The sequence below is a fragment of the Enterobacter sp. MGH85 genome (assembly GCF_001037655.1).
GTDB classification, from domain to species: Bacteria; Pseudomonadota; Gammaproteobacteria; order Enterobacterales; family Enterobacteriaceae; genus Enterobacter; species Enterobacter intestinihominis.
The window spans coordinates 4,467,227-4,493,058 of the sequence record NZ_KQ089925.1 but is presented as its reverse complement, the minus strand read 5'-3'; the positions used below and the strand labels follow the sequence as shown (position 1 = coordinate 4,493,058).

Here is a 25,832-nt window from a genome sequence, read left to right as displayed (position 1 = left end):
CATGGGGGTAAGCGTCGTCGCTTCAACTCAACCCTGCAAAATTTTGTCCATCATCCGCCCCGGCAGCAGGCGTTTCAACCAGCCGACGGCATGGGTCACCAGCGTCACCGGATAGCGCATTTTAGGGGTATCGCTCTCAAATGCGTGGCGCACTTTGGCAACCACGGCTTCTGGCCCAAGCGTAAAACGCGCCGCGATACCGGGATTTTCGACCGGTTGGTCCGCCTGCGTCTGGTTAACGTTTTCCGTAAAGCGGGTGCGGATGGGGCCCGGTTCAATCAGGCTGACCTTAATGCCGCTGTGGCGCAGCTCCATGCGCAACGCATCGGACCAGGCTTCAAGCGCATATTTACTGGCAGCGTAAGCCCCGCGTCCCGGCGTGGAGATCAGGCCCATCACCGAGGAGGTCATGACAATCCGCCCTTCGCCGTGCGGCAGCATGGCGGGGAGAAGGCGCATGGTGAGCTGATGCGCCCCAAAAAAGTTTGCGGAGAACTGCTGCTCCAGCTGTTCCCGCGAGAGGGTCTGTAGCGGGCCGTACACGCCATAGCCCGCATTGTTGAACAGGCCGTAAAGCCGGTTGTTGGTCAGGGCGATAACCTCGTCGGCGGCCTGCTCCACGCTCTCTGGCGAATCGAGATCCAGCAGAATGCCGGTAAATCCCAGCCCTCGCATGCGTTCGACATCCTCGGGTTTGCGGCAGGCTGCCAGCACCCAAAACCCCTGACGTTTCAGTTCAAGGGCGCTTTCAAGGCCAATTCCGCTGGAACATCCTGTTATTAAGACCGATTTTTGCATAACTTTACCTGTCAGGTTCTCAGCTGTTTGACGAGTCATGTTTTACTAAAGGAGCCAGCCGGGTTGCCATCCAGTCGGCAATGAACGGCTGGGCATCGCGATTGGGGTGAATGCCATCATCCTGCATCCACTGGGGTTTCAGATAGACCTCTTCCATGAAAAATGGCAGCAGCGGAATATCAAACTCTTTGGCAAGCTTAGGATAGATCGCGCTAAACGCCTCATTATACCGACGGCCGTAGTTAGCGGGCAGGCGAATTTGCATCAGCAGCGGCTGGGCGTTAGCGGCCTTAATGGTCTGCAAAATAGTCCGCAGCGTTTGCTCCGTTTGCTGTGGCTGGAAGCCGCGCAAACCATCATTACCGCCCAGTTCGACCAGCACCCAACGCGGTTGATGCTGCTTAAGCAGGGCAGGCAGGCGCGATAAGCCTTGCTGCGACGTATCGCCGCTGATGCTGCCGTTAACGACAGACGCCCGGGACTGCCATTTATCATTGAGCAGGGCGGGCCAGGCCGCACTGGCCGCCATACGATAGCCCGCGCTCAGGCTATCGCCCAGAATCAATAACGTGTCCGCAGCCGCCGCGCGGAAGGTCATCAGCATCAAAAACAGGAAGGGCAAATGCCAGCGGAAAACATTATTGAAGTTCATTGTCTTAAGAAGTCCGTCGGTCAGGGAGAACACGAGCTTTCCATCCTCACCGGAGTTGAACTCGTTGTCAAACGTGCCGAAACCATCGCCCTGATTGGCGAATCCGGTTCCGGTAAGTCCACGCTGCTGGCCATTCTCGCCGGGCTGGACGATGGCAGCAGCGGGGAAGTGAACCTGGTCGGCCAGCCCCTCCACGCGCTTGATGAAGAGGCGCGCGCCGCGCTGCGTGCTCGGCATATCGGGTTTGTCTTTCAGTCATTCATGCTGATTCCAACCCTCAACGCGCTGGAAAACGTTGAGCTGCCCGGCCTGCTGCGCGGTGAAAATACCCGCGAAAGCCGCGATCACGCCAAAGCGTTGCTGGAACAGCTGGGGCTGGGAAAACGTCTCGACCACCTTCCGGCGCAGCTTTCCGGCGGTGAGCAGCAGCGCGTGGCGCTGGCCCGGGCGTTTAACGGGCGCCCGGAAGTGCTGTTTGCCGATGAGCCCACGGGCAATCTCGACCGTAAAACCGGGGACAAAATTGCCGATCTGCTGTTTTCCCTCAACCGCGAGCATGGCACCACGCTGATTCTGGTTACCCACGACCCGCAGTTGGCCGCCCGCTGCGACCGCCGCCTGCGGCTGGTGAACGGTGTTCTTCAGGAGGAAGCATGATTGCCCGCTGGTTTTGGCGCGAATGGCGCTCGCCCTCGCTGCTGATTGTCTGGCTGGCGTTGAGCCTGGCGGTGGCCTGCGTGCTGGCGCTCGGCAGCGTCAGCGATCGTATGGAGAAAGGGCTTAGCCAGCAGAGCCGGGAATTTATGGCGGGGGACCGGGCTCTGCAAAGTTCTCGCCCCGTGCCGCCGGGCTGGATTGAGGAAGCGCGCAAAGAGGGGCTGAAGGTGGGAGAGCAAATCACCTTCCAGACCATGACCTTTGCGGGCGACACGCCACAGCTTGCCAGCGTAAAAGCCGTGGATGACATCTACCCGATGTATGGTGATTTACAAACCAGTCCGCCGGGGCTAAAACCGACGGCCGGTACGGTACTGCTGGCATCGCGTCTGATGGCGCTGCTGAACCTGAAACCCGGCGACAGTATCGACGTCGGCGACGCGACCCTCAAAATTGCCGGGGAAGTGGTGCAGGAACCCGACTCCGGATTTAATCCGTTCCAGCTCGCGCCGCGCCTGCTGATGAACACCGCTGATGTGGCGAAAACCAACGCCGTCCAGCCGGGTAGCCGCGTCACATGGCGCTATAAGTTTGGCGGGACGCCTGCTCAACTGGAGGCGTATGAAAAATGGATCCTGCCGCAGCTCAAGCCGGAACATCGCTGGTACGGGCTGGAGCAGGATGACGGGGCGCTCGGCAAATCCCTCGAGCGTTCTCAGCAGTTTCTGTTGCTGTCGGCGCTGTTAACCCTGCTGCTGGCCATTGCGGCCGTTGCCGTGGCAATGGGGCACTACTGCCGCAGCCGTTACGATCTGGTGGCGATCCTCAAAACTCTCGGCGCGGGCCGGGCACAGCTGCGCAAGCTGATTGTCGGCCAGTGGCTGATGGTGCTGGCGCTGTCGGCTCTGACCGGCGGGGCGATAGGGCTGCTGTTTGAAAAGCTGCTGATGGTGCTGCTCAAACCGGTCCTGCCCGCTGCGCTGCCGCCTGCCAGCCTCTGGCCGTGGCTGTGGGCCATCGGCGCGATGACGACGATCTCCCTGCTGGTGGGGTTACGCCCCTACCGGCTGCTGCTCGCCACCCAGCCGCTGCGCGTGCTGCGCCGGGATGTGGTGGCCAGCGTCTGGCCGCTGAAGTTCTATCTGCCGGTGATTATTGCGGTGGCAGTCGGGCTGTTGGCCTGGCTGATGGGCGGCAGTACGCTGCTGTGGGCGGTGCTGGCGGGCGCGGTGGTGCTGGCGCTGCTGTGCGGCGTGGTGGGCTGGCTATTGCTCAATCTTCTCAAAAAGCTGACGGTGAGATCGCTGCCGGTGCGGCTGGCGGTTAACCGACTGCTGCACCAGCCGTGGTCTACCCTCAGCCAGCTCTCGGCATTTTCGCTGTCGTTTATGCTGCTGGCGCTTCTGCTGGTGCTGCGCGGGGATCTGCTGGATCGCTGGCAGCAGCAGCTTCCGCCGGAAAGCCCGAACTATTTCCTGATCAACATTGCTCCCGAACAGGTGACGCCGCTGAAGGGGTTCCTGTCTGAGCATCACATTATTCCGGAATCGTTCTATCCGATCGTGCGCGCCCGCCTGACGCAGATCAACGGCCAGTCCACGGAGGGAAATAAGGATGAATCGCTCAACCGCGAGCTCAACCTGACCTGGCAGGCGAAACGTCCGGACCATAACCCGATCGTTGCCGGCACCTGGCCGCCGAAAGCGGGGGAAGTGTCGATGGAGGAGGGGCTGGCGACACGCCTGAACGTGAAGCTCGGCGATAGCGTGACCTTTACCGGTGATACCCAGGATTTCACCGCCAAAGTCACCAGCCTGCGCAAAGTGGACTGGGAAAGCCTGCGGCCAAATTTCTTCTTCATCTTCCCGCCGGGCGCGCTGGACGGACAGCCCCAGGGCTGGCTGACCAGCTTCCGCTGGGAAAACGGCAACGGCATGCTGACGCAACTGAACCGGGAATTTCCGACGGTGAGCCTGCTGGATATCGGCGCGATCCTCAAACATGTCGGGCAGGTGCTGGAACAGGTGAGCCGCGCCCTGGAGGTGATGGTGGTGCTGGTGACCGTCTGCGGCCTATTGCTGCTGCTGGCGCAGGTGCAGGTCGGCATGCGTCAGCGTCATCAGGAGCTGGTGGTCTACCGCACGCTGGGGGCCAGTAAACGGCTGCTGCGCGCCACGCTGTGGAGCGAATTTGCCCTGCTCGGGCTGGTGGCGGGCCTGGTGGCGGCCATCGGGGCGGAAACCGCACTGGCGGTGCTTCAGACGAAAGTCTTTGATTTTCCATGGGAGCCTGACTGGCGGCTGTGGTTAACGTTGCCCGTCTGCGGCGCGGTGCTGCTGTCCCTGTGCGGTGGCTGGCTCGGGACGCGGCTGTTGAAAGGTAAAGCGCTGTTCCGCCAGTTTGTCAGCTAGTTTACTTGCGTGATGATGACGCACCGGCATTTCTGCTGGTGTGTCATCGCTTAATAGCACAAATCGTTAATACCCATGCATTTAGTAGCACAAAACATTAAAAACCCGCCCACACAGCCCGAATTTTTCCGGTTAATATTCACCAGCTAAATATTTAGCAGCGTGTCTATCAAGGAAAAATAATGACTATAAGAAAAACAGCGCTGGCGACAACGATCGGCGCAGCAGTGGCATTGGCTTCTTTCGCATCTCAGGCGGAAATCACCCTTCTGAAACAGGATCCGCAGGCGGGAAACCCGCTGAGCCGTCTGAACTTCACCGTTGGCGGCAGCATCCGTCCTCAGTTCCAGAACATGACCGGTGATGACGGCAAAAACGGCTACAAGCGTAACGGTTTTGACGGCGGTACCCGTTTCCGTTTCGCGGCAGACTACTACCTGTTCGATGACATCAGCTGGATCACCTACTACGAGCTGGGTGTGAACATTCCGGCGCAGTTTAACTGGGATAACCACTACGCCGACGGCGCGCACGATACTTCACGCCGTATGCTCTACACCGGTCTGAAGAGCGACACCTGGGGTACGCTGACCTTCGGCCAGCAGAACAGCGTGTACTATGACGTGGTGGGCGCAAAAACCGATATCTGGGACTACGACATGATTGGTCAGGCGTCGGGTAACGGGATCAACGGCGACTACGACGGCTCTTACCGTTCACGCCAGATGCTGAAGTACAAGAAAACCGTGGGCGATGCTGACATCTACGCATCCTATCTGTTTGAAGACAGCGAATACCTGCCGGGCAACGGCCTGCGCTACAAGCGTAAAGGCGGCGGTTCACTGGGTATCGATTACCACCTGACCACCGATCTGACCTGGGGCGCAGCGTGGAACTACACCCGCGCGGACATGCGTAATCCGGACAACGGCGACAGCAAATCCTACGACCAGAACATTCTCGGCACCGCACTGAGCTGGACGCCGGATAACTGGACCTTCTCCGCAGGCGGCGGCTGGTATCAGAACTTCATGACCACCAAAAAAGTGTCCGTTAACGACTACTTCGCCGGTGATGCATGGGGTATTGAATACTTCGCAGGATACAAATTCCCGGTCGGTCAGTATGCGGTGAAATCCATTCAGCCGTACTTCATGGGCGACCGCATTGAGTACGTGAACGGCCGTAACTACCAGCGCATCGACAACGGCGTAGGTATCAGCGTCCAGCTGGACTACGGTTTCCGCGTGGATTACGAACACGTGTTCACCTCCAGCACCGACAACCTGGGCGACATGAACCTGGTGCGTCTGCGTTACGACTTCTAAGTTGTCATGTAGGGTGCGGCCTGATGCCCTCACCCTGACCCTCTCCCACGGGGAGAGGGAAAAAACATTAAAAACGGCAACCCAGGTTGCCGTTTTGCTTTTACCTCGCCACCCGGCTTTTTTCAGCGATCAAGCCACTCGGCAATTTCTTCGTACGTCCCGCGAAAAACAATCTTCTCCGCTTTCTTCTCCAGCTGATAGCCGTACATCGGGTCGTAATAGTCCTTCAGCAGCGGCACAAGCCAGCTGAAGTGCGCGTCAGTGCTTCCAGAGCGCTGTTGTTCCAGAAGCGCGGAATCCAATAGCGCGGTAAATTCCGCGAATCGTTGCAGCCCCAGACGACGGCGGATGGCGAACAGGCCGTGATGCAGGTATTCGCTGTAGGCTTTCCAGCCCGCTTCTTCACCGTAGGCGGCAGAAAAGTCGGCCCACATGTGGTCGAAATACTCTTCGCGCAGCCGCTCAAGACGGATCTCAAACGGATCTTCGACCACAACGACAGGCGCTTCCGCCATGCGGTCGCGCAGGCACTCCGGCAGGTGGTTAGAGCCAATCATCCGGCCCTCATCCTCCAGCACCCAGCGCGCGGCATCTTTTTTTAGCAGCTCGACGGCAAGGTGATTCTCGAAGCTCGCCTGAGAAAGTTGCGGGGTGAGCGTGCGGCCAAATGACGAGCCGCGATGGTGCGCCAGCCCTTCCAGATCGATGCCCTGCGCATGCTGCTTCACCAGCAGCGTTTTGCCGTTTCCGGTACAGCCACCGATAAGCACCATCGGTTTTTGTGACTGCTCAATCGTCACCTGAATTGCCGTCTGGCGCAGGGCCTTATAGCCGCCGCGGATCAGCGGATAATCGATTCCCGCCTCTTTAAGCCAGGCCTGGGAGATATGTGAGCGCTGGCCACCGCGCGCGCAGCAAAGGTAGCCCTCAGGATGGGCCAGGCTGGCTTCGCGCCAGGCGTTGATGCGCGCCTCTCGCGTCTCGCCGTTGACCAGGCTATGGCCGAGCGTCAGTGCGGCGTCCGGACCCTGGCGTTTATAGCAGGTGCCGACGGCGGCACGCTCGTCGTCGTTCATTAAGGGCAGGTTGAGTGCGGCGGGCATCGCACCCTGGACAAATTCGATCGGCGCGCGAACGTCGATTAAAGGGGTATCGGACGCGAGGATCGCGCGATAGTCCGTTCCATCGTTCATGGTGGTTCCAGAAGAAAGCTAAGCAGCAATGGGCGGGAATTGTACGCCGGGGAAGGGGAAGGTCAACTCCCCGGCGGGGGTTACTTACTTCAGTTTTGACTGCGCCCAGACAATCCCGCTCGCGTATTCTGGCGGCAGCAGGGGAACAATCGCTTCCAGCGTGGCGCTCAGGCGGTCCGTGTCGGTATCGTTCAGGTTCAGGTGGCCGACCTTACGACCCGGGCGCACCGCTTTGTCGTACCAGTGCAGGTGCACCAGCGGCAGCTTCAGCCAGTCGTAGTTCAGATCGGTGCCGATCAGGTTGATCATCACCGACGGGCTGGTCACCACCGGCTGCGGCAGCGGCAGGTCAGTGATGGCGCGCAGGTGCAGCTCGAACTGGCTGATGGAGGCGCCGTTTTGCGTCCAGTGGCCGCTGTTGTGCACGCGCGGCGCAAGTTCGTTGATCAGCAGACCCGATGGCGTGACGAAACACTCCATCGCCATTACGCCCACATAGCCCAGCTCATGCATGATGGCAGAGAGCATCTCTTCCGCCTGCGCCTGCTGGTCAGCATTGGCCTGCGGGAAGGCGACGCTGGTGCGCAGAATCCCGTCCTGATGCAGGTTATGCGTTAGCGGGTAAAAAACGGTGTGCCCGTCATGCCCGCGCGCGCCCACCAGCGACACTTCACCGCTGAAGTTTATGCCCTGCTCAACGATGCACTCGCCGTAGCAGTCGTCCGGCAGCTCGGCGGTGTCGTTCGCGCGCAGGCGCCACTGCCCGCGACCGTCGTAGCCGCCGACACGACGCTTCACGATCGCCAGATCGCCCAGCATGGCGAAGACGTCATTCCACTCGCTTTTGTCGGACAACAGCTGCCACGGCGCGGTCGCAAGGCCGAGCTTGTCGAACAGCTGCTTTTGCGTGAGACGGTCGGCGATGATCGGGAAGACGTCGCGGTTCACAAAGGCGTTATGGCGCGCCAGCTCGCGGGTCAGGGCGGTTTCCGGCCAGCGTTCAATTTCGGCGGTGATCACGCTCTGATGGAACGGCACGGCTTCCGGCTCGGCGTCCAGCCCGACGGGCCAGACGGCAATACCCAGCGGCTCACCGGCCTGACGCAGCATCCGGCCAAGCTGACCATTACCAAGAACGCAAACCTGCTTCATGCTGCACCCCGCGGATCCGGGTTATCCAGCACCTCGTCGGTCTGGGCTTTACGCCACTCCGCCAGGCGTTGATGTAAGTCATTATCATGCGTCGCGAGGATCTGCGCGGCCAGCAGGGCGGCATTTGCGGCACCCGCCTTACCAATCGCCAGCGTACCGACAGGGATACCGCGCGGCATCTGGACGATAGAGTACAGGCTATCAACCCCGCTTAACGCGGCGCTCTGTACCGGCACGCCCAGTACCGGCACCAGGGTTTTGGCGGCAATCATGCCCGGCAGATGTGCTGCGCCGCCCGCACCGGCAATGATCACCTCGTAACCGTTCTCTTCGGCGCTTTCGGCGAAGCTGAACAGTTTATCCGGCGTACGGTGCGCGGAAACCACTTCGACGTGGTGCGGAACATTCAGGATTTCAAAGATTTCGGCGGCGAACTGCATGGTAGCCCAGTCGCTTTTGGACCCCATCACGATGGCGACACGCGCCGGATTATTGCGGGAAGACATGCGTCTTAAAACTCCTGTGGTGCGGAACACACTGCTTTCGAGGGCACAGAGAATAGCATGTAATACCGGCAAGGAAAACGGTTGCGTGGTCGGGAAATGAGCGAAAAAACGAGGAGGGTTAAAACGGGAAGGCGATCAGTTCCACACCTTCCGGCGTGACTTTGACCATCGATCCTTCGCTGTGCCAGGCGCCTAAAACCACGCGATGGGCGGGCTCGCCGTTGGCGATAAGGGAATGCACATCGGGACGATGGGTATGGCCGTGGATCAGCCACTGAACGCGATGCTTCTCCATCACGTTCACCACCGCCTGCGGGTTGACGTCCATGATGGTCATCGATTTGCTGCTGTTGGCGGCCTTGCTGCCCGCGCGCATTCTGGCGGCGATGCGGTTGCGGATAAACAGCGGCAGGGCGAGGAACACTTTCTGGATCCAAGGGGTGTGAACTTTGGCGCGAAACGCCAGGTAGCCGGTATCGTCAGTGCAGAGCGTGTCGCCGTGCATGATCAGAATATTGCGGCCATAGAGGTCAAGCACCTGCTCTTCCGGTAGCAGCGTCATGCCGCTCTCGCGGGCGTAGCGCTGGCCGATCAGGAAATCACGGTTGCCGTGAATGAAATAGCAGGGGACGCCGGAATCCACCAGCGCTTTAATGGCCGCTGCCATCTCACGGTGCAGCGGGTTCGGATCGTCGTCGCCTATCCAGGCCTCAAACAGGTCACCCAGAATGTACAGCGCATCGGCGCTTTTCGCTTCACCGCGTAAAAAACGCAGAAAACCGGCGGTTATCGCCGGTTCTTCTGTTTGCAGATGCAGATCCGCAATAAAGAGTGTCGCCACGAATTACTCGCTGACGGTCACGCTTGTGATCACAACGTCTTCTTTAGGAACGTCCTGGTGCATACCGCTGCGGCCAGTAGAAACGGCTTTGATCTTGTCGACCACGTCCATGCCTTCAACCACTTCTGCGAATACGCAGTAGCCCCAGCCTTGCAGGCTTTCGCCAGAGAAGTTCAGGAAGTCGTTGTCCGCCACGTTAATGAAGAACTGTGCGGTAGCAGAGTGCGGGGCCTGAGTACGGGCCATTGCCAGCGTACCGCGGGTGTTTTTCAGGCCGTTGTTCGCTTCGTTTTTGATCGCTTCTTTCGTCTCTTTCTGGCGCATGCCAGGCTCGAAACCGCCGCCCTGGATCATAAAGCCGTTGATCACACGGTGGAAAATAGTGTTGTTGTAGAAACCTTCGCGGCAGTAGTCCAGGAAGTTTTTAACTGTTTCAGGCGCTTTGTCATCAAAGGTTTTGATTACGATATCGCCATGATTAGTGTGGAAAGTAACCATTTTTGCATCCTGTTCCGTTATTGTGGTGCGTCGACCCGTGCTCGGGTCACATATAGGGGCTTGTTATAGCATAACCACAGGACACGATCACCTTGCATTGTGTGCTGACCGTGCTCCGAATTATGGGTATTATAAGGAACAAACAATCCACACACGTGTTTACATGGAATCTTCGATGTTAAAAATCTTTAATACAATGACGCGCCAAAAAGAGGAATTTAAACCTATCCATGCCGGGGAAGTCGGCATGTACGTGTGTGGTATTACGGTTTACGATCTCTGTCATATCGGCCATGGCCGTACCTTTGTCGCGTTCGACGTGGTGTCCCGCTACCTGCGCTTCCTGGGCTATAACCTGAAGTATGTGCGCAACATCACCGACATCGACGACAAAATCATTAAACGTGCTAATGAAAATGGCGAAAGCTTTGTCGCGCTGGTGGATCGCATGATCGCCGAAATGCACAAGGATTTTGATGCCTTGAATATTCTGCGCCCGGATAGCGAGCCGCGTGCGACCCACCATATTCATGAAATCATTGAGATCACCCAAAAGCTGATCGAGCGCGGTCACGCCTATGTGGCGGACAACGGCGACGTGATGTTCTCGGTGCCGACGGACCCAACCTACGGTGCGCTTTCCCGCCAGGATCTGGACCAGCTCCAGGCCGGTGCACGCGTGGACGTGGTTGACGTGAAGCGTAATCCGATGGACTTCGTGCTGTGGAAGATGTCCAAGGCGGGCGAACCGAGCTGGCCATCCCCGTGGGGCGAAGGGCGTCCGGGCTGGCACATTGAATGTTCCGCGATGAACTGCAAACAGCTGGGCAACCATTTCGACATTCACGGCGGCGGTTCGGATCTGATGTTCCCGCACCATGAAAACGAAATCGCGCAGTCCACCTGTGCTCACGGCGGCGAGTACGTGAACTACTGGATGCACTCCGGGATGGTGATGGTTGACCGCGAGAAGATGTCGAAATCGCTGGGTAACTTCTTCACCGTGCGCGACGTGCTGAAGTATTACGACGCGGAAACCGTGCGCTACTTCCTGATGTCCGGCCACTATCGCAGCCAGCTGAACTACAGCGAAGAGAACCTGAAGCAGGCGCGCGCTGCGCTGGAGCGTCTGTATACCGCACTGCGCGGCACCGACAGGTCTGTTCCGGCCGCTGGCGGCGAGGCGTTCGAAGCCCGCTTCGTTGAGGTCATGAACGACGACTTCAACACGCCGGAAGCCTACTCCGTGCTGTTCGACATGGCGCGTGAGGTGAATCGCCTGAAGTCAGAAGATATGGCGGCGGCGAATGCGCTGGCGTCTCATCTGCGTAAGCTCTCTTCCGTGCTCGGCCTGCTGGAGCAGGACCCGGACGTGTTCCTGCAAAGCGGCGCGCAGGCGGACGACGGCGAAGTGGCGGAAATTGAAGCACTGATTAAAGCGCGTCTGGAAGCGCGTCAGGCGAAAGACTGGGCGGCGGCGGATGCGGCGCGTAACCGTCTGACCGAGATGGGCATTATTCTGGAAGATGGCCCGCAGGGAACCACCTGGCGTCGTAAGTAAGTCCGTAACGCCCGGTGGCGCTAACGCTTACCGGGCCTACAGTTGAAAGTAGGCCGGGTAAGGCGCAGCCGCCACCCGGCTTTTTTACCTCCGTCGCCACCACAGCAACCCCATCAGCACCATCCCCGGCAGCCACACCCACAGCAGTTCCGAGATAATCACCTGATGCCCGTACGGCGTGGTATAGCGCGACAGTGCAAACGGCGCGACCTTAATCACCTGCCACGGCGCAAAGAAGCGCTCATCTGACCAGGGCCACAGCCAGCCGACGCCTTTCCCGCCGGTGGTAATCGAATCCAGCAGGCTGTGCGACAGCAGCGACACGGTTAAAAACAGCCAGCAGCGCGACAGGCTGGCCCGGAACCATCGACGCCCAGCCAGCACGCAAAGTATGGGCACTACCAAGGCAAACAGCAGCGAATGAGTGAAACCGCGGTGGCCGAAAATATTCCCGTAGGCGACACCGAATTTAAACGCCAGTACGTCAGCGTCAGGCAGCATGGCGAGGACGATCCCGGCAAACAGCAGGCGGGGTGGGATGACTTTGGTTCCGAGCCCTAAGCCCAGACACAGAGGTACGGCAGCGTGGGTGATAACGGTAGGCATTACATTTATCCATGGCAAATCATGGAAATATAGCAGTCATCACGCGCTATAAGACCCATGCTAAATTCTGAATTTACGCCGATTCCCGCGCGATAAGCTGGCCGGAGAGGGTAATACGCTGCGTTTGCAGATCCGGCTCCTTCAGCCTGCGGATCATCAGCCCTGCCGCCTGGCGGCCGGTCTCTTCGCTGGCAGACGAAACGTAAGTCAGTGACGGCGACGTGAGGTTTACGTGAAGCATATCTTCAAAACCAATCAGCGCCACCTGCTGGGTTAAAAACACGTCTTTGCCCACCGTGCGCCCCACCTGGTGAATGCCGGAGATCGAACCGATCATCGCGTCCGGCGAATGGCAGAGCAGGGCGGTAATCGTGTTGTTCTTCTCCAGCAGCTGGCGAGTCGCCATGGCCGCCGCCTGCGTATCATCGGTGCAGGCGGGTGAATATTCCTCACGCCAGACCAGGCCGTTCTGCGTCATCGCGCTGCGAAAACCGAGCAGGCGCTGCTCGCGAATACGGCACCCGTCGCGCCCGCCAATGTAGGCGATGGTGCGGTGCCCGCGCTCGATAAGATAACGCGCGGCCAGGTTCGCCGCCTGGCGGTTATCGCGCATCACCAGATTGCATTTCTCTTCCAGCAACGACTGCGAAACCGCCACAAGCGGCAGCGGGCATTGGCGAATGTGTTCCGGGAGAGAGGCGGCGCGGGTGTCCGACGCCAGATAGATGACGCCCGCCACGCCCTGCTGCTTAAATGAGAGCAGAGTACGCTCAAGATGTTCGTCGTCGTTCAGCGGCTGACCGAGAAAAACCATATAACCCTGTTTCTCCAGCTCCTGAACGATGCTCGCCATCACTTTGATGGAAAAGCTGTCGCTGAAGTCCCGCAGGATCAGGCCGATTAAATTGGAGGTGTTGGCGCGAAGGTTGGCAGCGGCGACGTTATGAACATAGCCCAGCGTTGTGATGGCGGCATTGACCTTCCCGATCGTCGCCTCTGAGATTTTCCCTTTCTGGCGCAGCACCAGCGACACGGTAGAAACCGACACGCCCGCATGCTTTGCAACATCAATAATGCTGACTTTCTTCAAAACCGCTCCCTGAAATTTACCGATTATCAGCCAGATAAGAGGCGTACCCCAGCGTACAGGAGACGCCTCCTTCAGGCATCTTATTATTTGCCAATCATCGTGGACATGGTCTGGGCGATAAACTGTGCTCTGGCCCCGAAAATCACCTGTATCCCGTTGTCGCCAACAAACACCACGCCGCGCGCGCCCAGCCCGTTCAGCCCGTCCCGGTCCACCGCTTCGCTCTTCGCCACTTCCAGACGCAGACGCGTGATGCAGGAGCCGACAGAATCAATGTTCTGCGCACCGCCCAGCAGGCCGATGATTTCGGTGGCAAGTTCGGAATCGGACTTGTCATTCGCGCTGGCGGTCACTTCGGTGCGGCCCGGCGTTTTCACGTCGAAACGGCGGATCACGAAGCGGAACGTGAAGTAGTAAATCAGGGCCATAGGGATACCGATGATAATGGCGCTCAGGAAGTTGGTCTGATAGCCGTTAAACGACGGCAGGATCCCGAACGACAGGTAGTCGATAAAGCCCGCCGAGAACGACTTGGCGATGTGCGCATGCAGCAGGTACATGGTCATGTACGCCAGGCCCGCCATGATGGCGTTGAAGACGTAAAGGATTGGCGCCACGAAGATAAAGGTGAACTCTACCGGCTCGGTGATGCCCGTCAGGAAGCAGGTGAGGGCGGCGGAGAAGAGAATACCGGCCGCAATTTTCTTATTCTTCGTATGCGCTTCATGGTACATCGCAAGGCACGCTGCAGGCAGCGCGAACAGCATCAGCGGGAACTCGCCCTGCATGAATTTCCCGGCGTTCTGGTAGGTATCGCTGCTGAAGGATTTCACCCCTTCTTCGAGCATCTTGAACCAGATGGTCTGGTCGCCGTGGATCACCTGACCCGCCTGGGTGGTGTAATCCCCGAACGAATACCAGAAGGAGGGATACCAGATGTGGTGCAGGCCGAGCGGGATCAACGCGCGCTCCACCAGCCCGAAGATAAAGGTCGAGGCCGCCTGGTTATCGCCGTTCACCACCACGGACAGGGCGTCGATCCCGGACTGAATATGCTGCCACACGTACGGCAGCAGCAGGCCGAGCAGGAACGACAGAAATGCCGTCGCAATCGCCACAAAACGCTTCCCGGAGAAGAAACCGAGGAATTCCGGCAGCTGCATGGTGTGGAAGCGGTTGTAGCACCAGGCCGCGAGAATACCGCAGATCAGGCCGCCAAAGACGCCCATTTGCAACGTCGGAATGCCGACGACCATGGCGTATTTCCCGCCCTGGGAGGCCATTTCCGGCGTAATGCTCAGCACGGTGCTGATGGTTATGTTGGTGACAAACACCGAGACCGCCGCAGAGAGTGCCGCAATGCCGGATTCCGAAGCCAGACCGACGGCAGAGCCGATGGCGAACAGCATCGGCAGGTTATCAAAGATAACCCCGCCGGCGTTCATCATCAGCGGCAGGTGGAACTTATCGCCGAAGGCCAGCAGCAGGCCCGCAGCGGGAAGCAGTGAAATTGGCAGCATTAAGGCGCGACCAATCATCGATAACTTAGACAGCGATTTAACAAACCCTGATATCAGACTCATGCTGATTTCCCCCCGAGTAGCGCTATTTTCGCGCTGTTATTGTAAGTATAACGTTTTAGTAGAACGTTCTACTTATCGTGGGGAAAGTCTGAAAATCGCGCAACATAATTTTCACGTTTCGCCAGAGGGAATAGTGATTATTTGAAGTTGATCGATAATTAACCGTGATGGGTGTGAGGGGATTGTGAGAGAAATTGCCGGGTGGCGGCTTCGCCTTACCCGGCCTACAAACGGAGACAGTACGTAGGCCCGGTAAGCGCAGCGCCACCGGGCATCAGACAGCTCAGGCCGTCACGGTCACGCTCTGACCTGCAAAGCTCACGGTCTGGCCCGCGACAATTTTGCAGCGCTTGCGGGTTTCCACCGTGCCGTCTACTTTTACCTGCCCGTCGGCGATGACGATTTTCGCCTGCGCGCCGCTTTCGCTCCAGCCTTCCAGCTTCAGCAGATCGCACAGCTCAACGTGCGGATGTTTTCCTAAAGAAAAAGTTGCCATGATTACGCGTCCTCTACGTCGTGATACTCCTCGCACGCCTGCAAGGTATTCTGAATCAGTGTTGCTACCGTCATCGGGCCTACGCCGCCCGGGACCGGAGTAATATAGGATGCGCGCGCTGCGGCATCTTCATACACCACGTCGCCGACCACTTTGCCGTTTTCCAGACGGTTAATACCCACGTCCACGACGATTGCGCCCTCTTTGATCCACTCGCCCGGAATAAAGCCCGGCTTGCCGACCGCAACGATCAGCAGATCGGCGTTTTCGACGTGATGACGCAGGTTTTTGGTGAAGCGGTGGGTGACGGTGGTGGTGCAGCCCGCCAGCAGCAGCTCCATGCTCATCGGGCGGCCCACGATGTTGGAGGCGCCAATCACCACGGCGTTCAGGCCATAGGTGTCGATGTTATAACGCTCCAGCAGCGTCACGATGCCGCGCGGGGTGCACGGACGCAGGCGCGGCGCGCGCTGGCACAGGCGGCCCACGTTATACGGATGGAAACCGTCAACGTCTTTGTCCGGCGCGATACGCTCCAGCACCTTCACGTTGTCGATGCCCGCAGGCAGCGGCAGCTGAACCAGAATGCCGTCGATCTCTTTATCGGCATTCAGGGTGTCAATCAGTTCCAGCAGTTCCGCTTCGCTGGTGGTTTCCGGCAGATCGTAAGAGCGGGAGACGAACCCCACCTCTTCACACGCTTTGCGTTTGCTGCCGACATAAATTTGCGAGGCCGGGTTGCTGCCAACCAGCACTACGGCCAGCCCTGGAGCGCGTTTTCCGGCAGCTTTACGCGCCTTCACTTTTTCCGCAACCTCAGAGCGCACCTGCTGCGCAATCGTTTTACCGTCAATAATCTTTGCTGCCATCAGAGAGAAGATTCCGTCTGTAACGTTAGAAAGGGGGGATTACCTGTATTTTGTCAGAAGCGAGCGCCGCTGTCAGTCACCCTTTACGAGATTTCATCGATGGCCCGCAAAACCCCTTCTCAGGGCATGGTCAATTTCTTAGAGGCGATTAGGATGTGACCTGGCAAAATGGCAGCGTTTTGACATATTACAAAATAGATTCTTGAGCTACTTTGTCCTCTCCGAAATAAGCCTTCAATTTTTTAATTGAACGTATTTCTTATTCCCGAATATGCGCGGGAAGGGTTATTTACATTTTAAAGGAATAGACATGAAACTCAGCAACATTGCTTCTACTGTTATTGCAACTCTGGCCCTGGTCGCGGGTGCCGCTCACGCAGAAGATCCGGTAGCACCTGTAACTGTAAACGGTGGTACGGTGCATTTTAAAGGTGAATTAGTGAATGCCGCGTGTTCAGTGAATACTGACTCTTCAGAGCAGACGGTTAATCTCGGCCAGTACCGTACCGCGAAATTCACTAAAGTGGGTGACACCACCTCCAATATTCCCTTCACCATCGAACTGAACGACTGCGATCCTGCGGTAGCGAAAACTGCTGCTGTCGCGTTTACCGGCCAGATCGACGCCACCGACAAAACGCTGCTGGCGGTAAGCTCCGGTAACAACGACAACTCCGCGAAGGGCGTAGGCATTGAGATCCTCGACAGCAAATCCTCCACGCTGACCCCGGACGGTGCAACCTTCTCTGCGGCGCAGAACCTGATTGAAGGGACTAACACCCTGAACTTCACCGCGCGCTATAAAGCCACGGCGGCGACCACCGCGCCAGGCCAGGCAAACGCGGACGCAACATTCGTAATGAAATACGAGTAATGCCTGAGTACAGGGATGTGGCTGGCCTCAGGGAAGAGGTCTTTTGATCGCCTATACCGGGAGCGAAGGATGACAAGGACTGGGATACTGCTGTGTGCCCTTGCGATTGCCTCAGCGGTAAACGCACATACCGTTGTCATAGACGGCGGCAAAGTACACCTCAGGGGAGAGCTGGTTAACGGCGGCTGCGCCGTGGCCCCGGACAGCCAGAATATGCGCGTGGATATGGGGCAATACCGCACAAACGCCTTTTCCGGCGTCGGCAGCTTTTCCACGGTTAATGTGCCTTTCACCGTACGTCTGCTGGATTGCAGCGTGGACGTCTCCCGCACCGTGGGGATCCAGTTCCAGGGAGTGACACCGGCAGAAGACCCGCAGGTTTTCCTGGCGACATCGCGGCCGGGGGAAAATGCGGTCAGCAGTGGTGTCGGACTGGCGCTTTTTGACGAACAGCAACGTCAGATCATCCCGAACGCGACGGCAGTGAGCTGGTTACCCATTAACACCCGCGAGCTGGTATTTCATTTCAGCGCCCGCTACCGGGCTATTTCCGAACACCTTGTACCAGGCACTATTCAGTCGAATGTCTGGTTTACGTTGATTTATCCCTGACGCCTGCGAACTAATTATTAAAGGTACGGTTGTGATGAACACCCTGATTAAACCTGGACTGTTTTTAACTTTTATTTTGATGATGGTTTCTGCCAGCGCGAATGCATCCGGCGGAATTGCGCTGGGCGCGACGCGCGTTATTTATCCGGCCGATGCAAAACAAACGTCGCTGGCGATCACCAACAGCAATAAACAAGAGCGCTATTTAATTAACGCGTGGATAGAAAATGCCAACGGGCAAAAGGAAAAAACCTTTGCCGTCACGCCGCCGCTGTTTGTCAGCGAGCCGGCCAGCGAAAACACCCTGCGCATTATCTACGCAGGCCCGGCGCTGCCTGCCGATCGCGAATCACTCTTTTACATGAACGTCAAAGCGATTCCCTCCGTCAGCAAAAAACATCAGGACGGCAACAACGTCCTGCAACTGGCCATTCTGTCACGCATCAAGCTGTTTGTTCGCCCGGCTAACCTGGCGATGCCGCCGGAAGAGGCGCTCTCACAGCTGCGTTTTGAGCGCGTCGGCAACCATCTTAAGGTGAGCAATGCCTCGCCGTATTACGTCACGCTGGTCAATCTGAAGCTCGGCGGTCAGACGCTGGAGAACCTGATGGTTGCTCCTAAAAGCTCGGCGCAGCAGGTGCTGCCTGCCGCAGCGAGCGGCACGCTCTCCTGGCAGAGTGTGAATGACTACGGTGCCATTACGCCGGCGCGTAGCGTCAGCCTGTGAGCAGAGACAGGGCGATGAACACTCAATGGCGTTACTGCCCGGTTGCGCTGGCACTGATGGCAACGCTCTGGCCACACGCTGGCTGGGGCGAAAGCTACTTTAACCCGGCGTTTCTCTCCGATGACGCGGCGAACGTGGCGGATTTGTCGCGTTTTGAGAAAGGCCACCAGCAGGCACCGGGCGTCTATCGCGTCGATATCTGGCGTAACGATGAGTTTATCGGCACCCAGGACGTGCGGTTTGAGCAAGCCGACAACACGCCGCCGGTCGCGGGCGGTTTGTCGCCGTGCATTACGCGCGCGATGCTCGATCGCTTTGGCGTCAATATCGCCGCCTTCCCGGAACTGAGCAACGTGCAGGGCGAGACCTGCGTTCCGCTCACCACGGCTATTCCGGGCAGCGAAACGGCGTTCAACTTCGCCTCGTTGCGCCTTAACGTCAGTCTGCCTCAGGTGGCGATGCAAAACAGCGCCCGCGGGTATATTCCGCCTGAACAGTGGGATGAAGGCATCCCCGCCGCGCTGCTGAACTACAGCTTCACCGGCAACCGGGGCAGCGACGACGACAGCTACTATCTGAACCTGCAAAGCGGGTTGAACTATGGCGCCTGGCGATTACGCAATAACGGCGCGTGGCGTTATACCGAAAGCAACGGCCAGCGGCACAGCAGCTGGCAAAATATTGGCACCTGGGCGCAGCGTACGGTCATTCCGCTAAAAAGCGAGCTGGTGCTCGGCGACAGCAACACCGGTAACGATGTCTTCGACAGCGTCGGTTTTCGCGGTGGTCGGCTCTATTCGTCCGACAGCATGTATCCGGACAGCCTGCAAGGCTACGCGCCTACCGTACGCGGAATCGCCCGCACCCCTGCCAAAGTGGTTATCCGCCAGAACGGATACGTGATTTACCAGAGCTATGTGCAGCCGGGGGCTTTTGCGATAACTGACCTTAACCCGACCTCCTCAAGCGGTGACCTGGAGGTGACGGTGGAAGAGAAGGACGGCAGCCAGCAGCGCTACACCGTCCCGTATTCCACCGTTCCGTTGCTTCAGCGTGAAGGACGCTGGAAATACGATCTGGTGGCAGGGGACTATCGCAGCGGCAACAGCGAGCAGGACACGCCGTTCTTTACTCAGGGTACGATGATTGCGGGTATTGCCGACGGCTACACGCTGTACGGCGGAACGCAGCTGGCCTCGCGCTATACCGCCATCGCCATTGGCGCGGGTAAAAACCTCGGTGACTGGGGGGCTGTGTCACTTGACCTCACCCATGCCCGCAGCCAGCTTGCCGATGACAGCCGCCATGAAGGGCAGTCTCTGCGGTTCCTGTACGCAAAATCCCTTAACGGATTCGGCACCAACTTCCAGCTGCTGGGCTATCGCTACTCGACCAAAGGCTTCTACACCCTCGACGATGTGGCCTGGCGCACAATGGAAGGCTACCAGTATGGCGACGATCAGGACGATGACGGCGTGCCGGACGTGCAGAGCTATCACAACCTGACGCTGAATAAAAAAGGACGTTTCCAGCTCAATATCTCCCAGTCTCTTGGCGATTACGGCTCGGTGTACGTGTCGGGCAGCCAGCAAAGTTACTGGGGCACCAGCGAGTCCAACGTCTGGTATCAGCTCGGCTACGCCGGCGGGGTGAACGGGATCAGCTACGCCTTATCCTGGTCATGGAACAAGGCCGTCGGCATTGAAGGAACTGACCGGATCGCCTCGTTTAACGTCTCCGTCCCGTTCAGCCTGTTCACCCGTCACGGCTACCGTCGCGATAACGCGATCGACCGGGCCTATGCCACGGCCTCAGCCAGCCGCAACAGCGACGGTGATACCAGCTGGCAGACCGGGATCAGCGGAACGCTGCTCCAGGATCGTAACCTGAACTACAGCGTCACGCAGGGTCACACCAGCAATAACGGTGCCAGCGGCAGCGCCAGCGCCAACTGGCAGGCAACGTACGGTACGCTGGGTGTGGGCTACAACTACACGCGGGATCAGCACGACCTCAACTGGCAGCTCTCCGGCGGCGTGGTAGGGCATTCAGACGGCATCACATTCAGTCAGCCGCTGGGCGATACCAACGTCTTGATCAAAGCGCCGGGCGCGTCAGGCGTGAGCGTCGAAAACCAGACCGGCGTCAAAACAGACTGGCGTGGCTATGCGGTGATGCCGTACGCCACGGTGTACCGTTACAACCGCGTGGCGCTCGACACTAACACCATGAGCAACAACACCGACATTGAAAATAACGTTTCCAGCGTCGTGCCGACGAACGGTGCGCTGGTGCGCGCCAGTTTTGACACCCGCATCGGCGTGCGTGCGTTGCTCACCGTGAAGCGTGATAACCAGCCTGTGCCGTTTGGGGCGGTGGTGCGTGAGACGCAGAGCGGCGTAACCAGCATGGTGGGAGATGACGGTCAGATTTACCTGAGCGGGCTGCCGCTGAGCGGGGAACTGCTGATTCAGTGGGGAGACGGGAAGCAGTCCCAGTGTCGTGCGCCCTACAGCCTGCCAGAACAGAGCCTGCAACAGGCGATCACACTTAAGGGGATCCGCTGTGAATAAAATCCATTATCTGGGGCTATCCCTTCTGGCATTTTTGCCGCTATCTGAGGCGTTCGCCACCGTCTGCGTCAATGAAAATGGCGTGCCGACGGAGGTGTATTACGACCTGACGGATAAATTCAACAGCTCCAATAACCAGGTGGGGCAGATTGTTACACTCAGCGAGAAGTCCCAGTGGGTGGGCGTCAACGCCGTCTGCCCTAAGGGAACGTCCGGGAACACCACCAAGCGTAGCTATGTGACCGAATTCCCGGTCACAGGCACCAGCGATGGCTACCAGTATCTGAAGCTAAACGACTATCTGGACGGGGCGATGAAAATCACCGACAGCTACGCTGGCACGTTCTATCCACCCAGAAAGTACATTCAGATGGGGAGCCATCCGAACGTGTCTAAAAACAAACCGTTTGGAGTACAGGATTCCAGCCTCGTCTTTCGGCTTAAGGTGACCCGACGCTTTATCAATATGGTGGTGATCCCCCGGGCAATCATGTTCCGGGTTTACGTCACCACGACCTCCACGGATCCGCTCACCACGCCGGTTTATACCATCAGCTACAGCGGGACCATTCAGGTGCCTCAGAGCTGTGAGATTAATGCCGGAAATGTGGTGGAGTTCGATTTCGGAGACATCGGCGCCTCTCTGTTCAGTAAAGCGGGCATCGGAAATAAGCCGGAGGGGATCTCAGCGCAAAGCAAAACCATCGGCATAAAATGCACCAACGTCGAGGCGAACGCCATGCTCACAATGCGTGTTGAAGCGGAGAAGGTTTCAGGCAGTACGCTGGTCTCTGATAACGCGGATGTGGGTTTTGTGATTGCCAACAGTAATGGCGTGCCGCTGACGCCGAACAACCTGACCAGCAAAATCCCGTTCCGTCTGGACGACAGCGCACAGGCACTGGTGGGGATCCGCGCGTGGCCCGTCAGCGTGACCGGTAAAAAACCTGCCGAGGGGCGTTTTACCTCTCGCGGCTATTTACGCGTCGACTATGACTAAGGAGCAGGTATGCGAAACGGAATGCGGTATTTAGCCGTCGCGCTCTTTGCGCTTTGCTCCCCTGCGCACGCAGAGACGGCGCTTGGGGAAATTAACATTCAGCTTTACGGCAATATAGTGGACTTTACCTGCGTGGCGGAGGGGGACGACAGCAATAAAACCGTCACGCTCGGCACCTGGCCCACGAAACAGCTCCGCACAACGGGAAGCCGGACGCAGCCTGTACCGTTCACCCTGAAGCTGACCGGATGCCCGCCGGGGGCGGCTTCGATCACATTTACGGGGAAGATGGACGGGCATGATAACAGCCTGCTGGCGCTGAATGATGCCAGCGCGGCCAGTAACGTGGCCGTGGAGATCCTCGACCGGGATAAAACGCGCCTCGCGTTGCAGCAGGCCAGCCAGACGGTGTCGGTGGATGCGCAGGGAAATGCCGAACTGTCGTTTTATGCCAATTATATCGCCACGGCGGATAACCCGCAGCCGGGCCGGGCTGATGCCGATGCAACTTTCATGATTAATTATAATTAATCGTATCCCCTCTCCCTGTAACGGTTATATGTTGCAGGGAGAGGGAAGGATTACAGTAATTCGTGCGCTTTCGCGTAATCAATTAATTCAACGATACTTTGTACGCCCAGCTTGGAAAAGATATTAGACTTATGAGCGCTAATTGTTTTGTTGCTAAGTAATAATTGATCCGCAATCTCCTTATTAGATAATCCGTTCGCCAGATATCGCAGAACCGTCACTTCACGATTCGATAATGGCATATCCACAGCGGCGCCTGTCCGGGAGCCTATATGGTTTATAAAACTCAATGTTTCTGACGGGAAAAAAGAATAGCCCGTCAGTATCATTTCCACCGCGTTATAAATTTCCCCCAGATCTTTCCGCTTACTGACAAAACCATTTGCCCCGGCGCGGATGGCGCGCCCTGCGTAGAAGGCTTCAGATTTCGAAGAGAGGAAGAGAATCTTAATATCTTTATTTAAGTTTCTGATTCTTTTCAATAATACGAAGCCGTCCGTGCCTGTCATTTCGATATCGAGAATGACCAGGTCGATGGGGTGGTTGCGTATACAGTCAAGCACTTCGTGGCTGTCGCCTGACTTCAGTTTGACCTGGATGTTTTTATTTTTCTGTAGCAGGACTTCTATCGACATTCTGACGATAGGGTGTTCGTCCATAATGATAACGGATGCCGGTTTCATTTTTTATGCCTCAGATTGTTAAAAGCGTTATGCTGAGTTTTGTTAAAACTCTCGAAAAGCCGGAAGGATAATTACGCAGATCCTTGTACGGTAGATCCCTGGGAAGAGCGAAAGCATCCTTGTTTACGTAGTGGTGATATCAATGCCTGAGCGCAGTTATCTCATAAGGCTGTTATGGCAAAATGATTTTTCTTATTCGCGTGTCAAACACGTCTTATTATACCGTTTAAGTATTGTCCGAAAAGCCTGTAAATTAATGTCCATATATTGATGATTATTATCTTCTGTATCTGAATCGCTAACTTTTTAAAATTAGCAAAAATGTCCTGATATTGCATTTACCACACAGTTTCATCTTTATGTAATAACAAAAAATAAACGATCTTACTGTATGTTGATCAAATGTTAACAATACGCAGGTCGTGACAAAGTGTTTTCCGCCTGTCCGCTACCTCTGATGTCCGCTCTTTAGCGCGTCATCGCCTCATTTCTAACACCTCAGGCCAGGAGGATGATCCCTTCGTCAAAACAGCACTATCTGCTGTTTTCTTCACCTCTCATCGCTTTTATTTACAGATAAATCGCTTGTTTTTACACCATTATCATCCTGTTAACGGAAACGTCGGAAACTTAACGCATGGATAAAACGACTCTCGTTTAGCGTACAGGCAGCATTTCGCATGGTTTAAGATGAAGAATTAGGAATAGTTATAAAATCGAAAGTTTTGTTAAAAAACACAAAAAATTAACATATATCCTAAGTATTTTCTTAAAGGTCTTTAGGAATTAAGGGGTTACTGAATACGTTAATACGTGAAATCTGAAAGGTTGTTGAGAAGATGTAGCAACTCATGACGATGATTCAGCCCAAGTTTCGCCAGGATGCAGCTGAGACGGTAAATAATGCGGCTATAGGGGCGGTTCTGTAACTGAGCAATCTGTCGCAGGGTGCTACCCTGCGATAGCGCCTGCAGGATCGGCCATTCATCACGTGAAAACCACTCTTTCCGGTGGCCGGCGGGTGACGGCGTTTCCAGCAAGGTTTGTTGCAACGCCCGCGGCGTAAGTTGCCGTTCAATCACATGAAAAGGGCCAGCCGCTTTGCAAAACAGGCGTGTATCGTAATCATCGGCGCGGATGAGCAGGTAGGGTGTCAGGTAGGGGGCGAACAGGCTGTGGCGTCGTAATCGGTCCAGCAGGTCAATAAGCGGCGAGGCGCGGCTTTCTACATCTACCACCAGACGTGATGAAGGCCACTGATTCAGATCGCTGAGGGCGGCTTCCAGGGTGGAATAGTCACAGCAATTGCTCAGGGGAGAGTGCCCGCTCAGAAAACCGGAACGGAAAAAGTTATCCTGTGTGACCAGAACGATAAAGGGAGCATCGGTTTTGCGGGTCTGGTTGATTGACTGGCTCAAATATTCGAGACGATCAAAAAATGGGAGAGCAAAAGGCGAGTGCGTTGAACCCGGTGAATCACTTCCTGTCCGACGACGCCGGTAACGGCGTACTGTCATTCGCATAGCTTCCCTCTTGGCGATGACCGTTCAGTCCTCCTGCCATCTCCAGGATGGCCAATAATATCCCTGACCGAAGCGCGCGCCAGCCTGAAGCGCAAACTTACGGTCCGTTTCTGTTTCAATGCCTTCTATGAGTACATTTTCAGCAATTTTTGAACAAAGCGTGACCAGGTTTGCCAGCGCTGGCGTTGCACGTAAACGCCAGAAAGCGATCTTATCGATTTTTATTCCGCTTAACGGCATGCGGCAGGACAAAAACGCGCGCCCTGACGCTTCATCAATGTCATCCAACCAGATCCGATGTCCTTGCGCCGTCAACTGCTGAAGCGCACAACTCACCCTCAGACGTGCCGGGTCTGAGAGAGAAAAGAAGGAAGCAGGCTCCACGAGTTCAATGTTCAGCGGTGGGCTGTTAAGTTGCAGTAAACGCTGGAACATTTCCGGTATGGTCAGAACGGTTATCGGCAAATTTATGAAAAGGTTGTCGCAGGGAAAGGGTTTTTTTAACGCAGCGATCTGTGCTTCCAGCAGCATAAGCGCCCGAGCAGCGGACCAGTCGTGAAAAAAGCCTTCGCTTTGTTGATGCGGTGACAGCACGCTGAGCACTTCAGCCCCTACCGTGCGCGAAGAGGAGAGGGCGACAATGGGTTCAAGCTTGATGCCTGTAATGTCGTGTGAGATGTGCTGCACGCACGAGGGGAAACCTGTCTGGTCTGACGCTGTCACTCCGTCGTCCTGTTCATTTCCAGCCTCCAGGCGGCCGGGATACCGCAGGACAGTGTGAAGGGGAAGTAAACAGGAAAACAGCAGGCGTTACTTAAAAGCGGCTAAGCCTTTTCGCAGCCCGTAAAAGAGGGATAAATGTTGAAAAAACAGCCGTATTTACAATCAGCTAGTCATTAACGGCAGAGAAGGTGGAAAAGGCATTGACTCACTACGCATTGACCGTATAATTCCAGGCGTTTCACCACCGCGAAGTACACTCTTCTCCGTGCGCCCTTAGCTCAGTTGGATAGAGCAACGGCCTTCTAAGCCGTAGGTCGTAGGTTCGAATCCTACAGGGCGTACCAT

25 protein-coding genes and 1 tRNA gene are annotated in these 25,832 nt (G+C 56.8%); 11 read left to right on the top strand and 15 right to left on the bottom strand.

Going from position 1 to position 25,832, the window contains the following annotated elements:
• Positions 1-27: 27 nt before the first annotated feature.
• Positions 28-837, bottom strand: coding sequence for an SDR family oxidoreductase (locus SK51_RS21480; RefSeq protein ID WP_087878403.1), 810 nt, complete (start codon positions 835-837; stop codon positions 28-30).
• A complete protein-coding gene (gene tesA, locus SK51_RS21475; protein WP_003858933.1) occupies positions 818-1,450 on the bottom strand; it encodes a multifunctional acyl-CoA thioesterase I/protease I/lysophospholipase L1 in 633 nt (210 codons plus the stop codon). The genes SK51_RS21480 and tesA overlap by 20 nt, the downstream gene beginning before the upstream one ends.
• Here tesA and ybbA point away from each other — a divergent pair.
• The 3 genes from ybbA (at position 1,421) to SK51_RS21460 (ending at position 5,846) form a co-directional block, all read left to right on the top strand.
• Positions 1,421-2,107, top strand: a complete 687-nt coding sequence (ybbA, locus tag SK51_RS21470) for a putative ABC transporter ATP-binding protein YbbA (protein WP_022647294.1) — start codon at positions 1,421-1,423, stop codon at positions 2,105-2,107. The genes tesA and ybbA overlap by 30 nt on opposite strands.
• Positions 2,104-4,518: a putative ABC transporter permease subunit YbbP gene (gene ybbP / locus SK51_RS21465; protein ID WP_023305608.1), complete on the top strand. Its 2,415-nt coding sequence runs from the start codon at positions 2,104-2,106 to the stop codon at positions 4,516-4,518. The genes ybbA and ybbP overlap by 4 nt, the downstream gene beginning before the upstream one ends.
• A 182-nt stretch (positions 4,519-4,700) precedes the next feature.
• Entirely contained in the window at positions 4,701-5,846 is a 1,146-nt protein-coding gene (locus tag SK51_RS21460; protein ID WP_022647296.1) for a porin, read from the top strand.
• Positions 5,847-5,968: 122 nt separating this feature from the next.
• Here the strand turns inward: SK51_RS21460 and mnmH are convergent, their stop codons facing one another.
• From mnmH to ppiB, 5 genes are all read right to left on the bottom strand, one after another.
• Complete coding sequence (gene mnmH, locus SK51_RS21455) at positions 5,969-7,039, bottom strand: tRNA 2-selenouridine(34) synthase MnmH (protein ID WP_022647297.1); 1,071 nt, start codon at positions 7,037-7,039, stop codon at positions 5,969-5,971.
• Positions 7,040-7,123: 84 nt separating this feature from the next.
• Positions 7,124-8,191 carry a 5-(carboxyamino)imidazole ribonucleotide synthase gene (gene purK / locus SK51_RS21450; protein ID WP_023299480.1) on the bottom strand — a complete coding sequence of 356 codons (1,068 nt, stop codon included), beginning with the start codon at positions 8,189-8,191 and terminating at the stop codon, positions 7,124-7,126.
• Complete coding sequence (gene purE, locus SK51_RS21445) at positions 8,188-8,697, bottom strand: 5-(carboxyamino)imidazole ribonucleotide mutase (RefSeq protein ID WP_023299481.1); 510 nt, start codon at positions 8,695-8,697, stop codon at positions 8,188-8,190. Before purE ends, purK begins: the two co-directional genes overlap by 4 nt.
• A gap of 118 nt (positions 8,698-8,815) precedes the next feature.
• Entirely contained in the window at positions 8,816-9,538 is a 723-nt protein-coding gene (gene lpxH, locus SK51_RS21440) for a UDP-2,3-diacylglucosamine diphosphatase (protein WP_022647299.1), read from the bottom strand.
• A gap of 3 nt (positions 9,539-9,541) precedes the next feature.
• Complete coding sequence (gene ppiB, locus SK51_RS21435) at positions 9,542-10,036, bottom strand: peptidylprolyl isomerase B (RefSeq protein ID WP_000256009.1); 495 nt, start codon at positions 10,034-10,036, stop codon at positions 9,542-9,544.
• A 175-nt stretch (positions 10,037-10,211) separates the two neighbouring features.
• Here ppiB and cysS point away from each other — a divergent pair, with 175 nt between their 5' ends.
• Positions 10,212-11,597 carry a cysteine--tRNA ligase gene (gene cysS / locus SK51_RS21430; protein ID WP_023305609.1) on the top strand — a complete coding sequence of 462 codons (1,386 nt, stop codon included), beginning with the start codon at positions 10,212-10,214 and terminating at the stop codon, positions 11,595-11,597.
• Positions 11,598-11,681: 84 nt separating this feature from the next.
• On the opposite strand, the gene SK51_RS21425 is transcribed toward cysS, so the two are convergent.
• From SK51_RS21425 to folD, 5 genes are all read right to left on the bottom strand, one after another.
• Positions 11,682-12,203: a metal-dependent hydrolase gene (locus tag SK51_RS21425; RefSeq protein ID WP_023305610.1), complete on the bottom strand. Its 522-nt coding sequence runs from the start codon at positions 12,201-12,203 to the stop codon at positions 11,682-11,684.
• 73 nt (positions 12,204-12,276) lie between these two features.
• Positions 12,277-13,293 carry a Mal regulon transcriptional regulator MalI gene (malI, locus tag SK51_RS21420; RefSeq protein ID WP_023299483.1) on the bottom strand — a complete coding sequence of 339 codons (1,017 nt, stop codon included), beginning with the start codon at positions 13,291-13,293 and terminating at the stop codon, positions 12,277-12,279.
• A gap of 83 nt (positions 13,294-13,376) precedes the next feature.
• Complete coding sequence (locus tag SK51_RS21415; RefSeq protein WP_003858916.1) at positions 13,377-14,876, bottom strand: PTS transporter subunit EIIC; 1,500 nt, start codon at positions 14,874-14,876, stop codon at positions 13,377-13,379.
• A 283-nt stretch (positions 14,877-15,159) separates the two neighbouring features.
• Complete coding sequence (gene ybcJ / locus SK51_RS21410) at positions 15,160-15,372, bottom strand: ribosome-associated protein YbcJ (RefSeq protein WP_022647303.1); 213 nt, start codon at positions 15,370-15,372, stop codon at positions 15,160-15,162.
• 2 nt (positions 15,373-15,374) lie between these two features.
• Positions 15,375-16,241: a bifunctional methylenetetrahydrofolate dehydrogenase/methenyltetrahydrofolate cyclohydrolase FolD gene (folD, locus tag SK51_RS21405; RefSeq protein WP_008499332.1), complete on the bottom strand. Its 867-nt coding sequence runs from the start codon at positions 16,239-16,241 to the stop codon at positions 15,375-15,377.
• A gap of 310 nt (positions 16,242-16,551) precedes the next feature.
• Here folD and fimA point away from each other — a divergent pair, with 310 nt between their 5' ends.
• From fimA to sfmF, 6 genes are all read left to right on the top strand, one after another.
• Positions 16,552-17,115, top strand: coding sequence for a type 1 fimbrial major subunit FimA (fimA, locus tag SK51_RS21400; protein WP_048207116.1), 564 nt, complete (start codon positions 16,552-16,554; stop codon positions 17,113-17,115).
• Positions 17,116-17,184: 69 nt separating this feature from the next.
• Positions 17,185-17,727 (top strand): type 1 fimbrial protein subunit FimI, encoded by a 543-nt coding sequence (fimI, locus tag SK51_RS21395; RefSeq protein ID WP_023305613.1) that lies wholly within the window; start codon positions 17,185-17,187, stop codon positions 17,725-17,727.
• Between the two features lie 34 nt (positions 17,728-17,761).
• Positions 17,762-18,454 (top strand): type 1 fimbria chaperone FimC, encoded by a 693-nt coding sequence (fimC, locus tag SK51_RS21390; protein ID WP_022647307.1) that lies wholly within the window; start codon positions 17,762-17,764, stop codon positions 18,452-18,454.
• A 14-nt stretch (positions 18,455-18,468) separates the two neighbouring features.
• A complete protein-coding gene (locus SK51_RS21385; RefSeq protein WP_023305614.1) occupies positions 18,469-21,027 on the top strand; it encodes a fimbrial biogenesis usher protein in 2,559 nt (852 codons plus the stop codon).
• Positions 21,020-22,027, top strand: coding sequence for a type 1 fimbria D-mannose specific adhesin FimH (gene fimH / locus SK51_RS21380; RefSeq protein ID WP_048207113.1), 1,008 nt, complete (start codon positions 21,020-21,022; stop codon positions 22,025-22,027). The genes SK51_RS21385 and fimH overlap by 8 nt, the downstream gene beginning before the upstream one ends.
• 9 nt (positions 22,028-22,036) lie before the next feature.
• Entirely contained in the window at positions 22,037-22,558 is a 522-nt protein-coding gene (gene sfmF / locus SK51_RS21375) for a fimbria assembly protein (RefSeq protein ID WP_023299488.1), read from the top strand.
• 50 nt (positions 22,559-22,608) lie between these two features.
• On the opposite strand, the gene fimZ is transcribed toward sfmF, so the two are convergent.
• The 3 genes from fimZ to SK51_RS21360 all read right to left on the bottom strand — a co-directional run bounded on the left by fimZ (position 22,609) and on the right by SK51_RS21360 (position 25,451).
• On the bottom strand, positions 22,609-23,241 hold the full coding sequence (fimZ, locus tag SK51_RS21370; RefSeq protein ID WP_022647311.1) for a fimbria biosynthesis transcriptional regulator FimZ: 633 nt from the start codon (positions 23,239-23,241) through the stop codon (positions 22,609-22,611).
• Between the two features lie 806 nt (positions 23,242-24,047).
• Complete coding sequence (locus SK51_RS21365; protein WP_023305615.1) at positions 24,048-24,764, bottom strand: helix-turn-helix domain-containing protein; 717 nt, start codon at positions 24,762-24,764, stop codon at positions 24,048-24,050.
• 24 nt (positions 24,765-24,788) lie between these two features.
• Positions 24,789-25,451 (bottom strand): EAL domain-containing protein, encoded by a 663-nt coding sequence (locus tag SK51_RS21360; protein ID WP_032670951.1) that lies wholly within the window; start codon positions 25,449-25,451, stop codon positions 24,789-24,791.
• Positions 25,452-25,754: 303 nt separating this feature from the next.
• On the opposite strand from SK51_RS21360, the gene SK51_RS21355 reads away from it, so the two are divergent.
• Positions 25,755-25,831, top strand: a tRNA-Arg gene (locus SK51_RS21355).
• Position 25,832 lies beyond the last annotated feature (1 nt).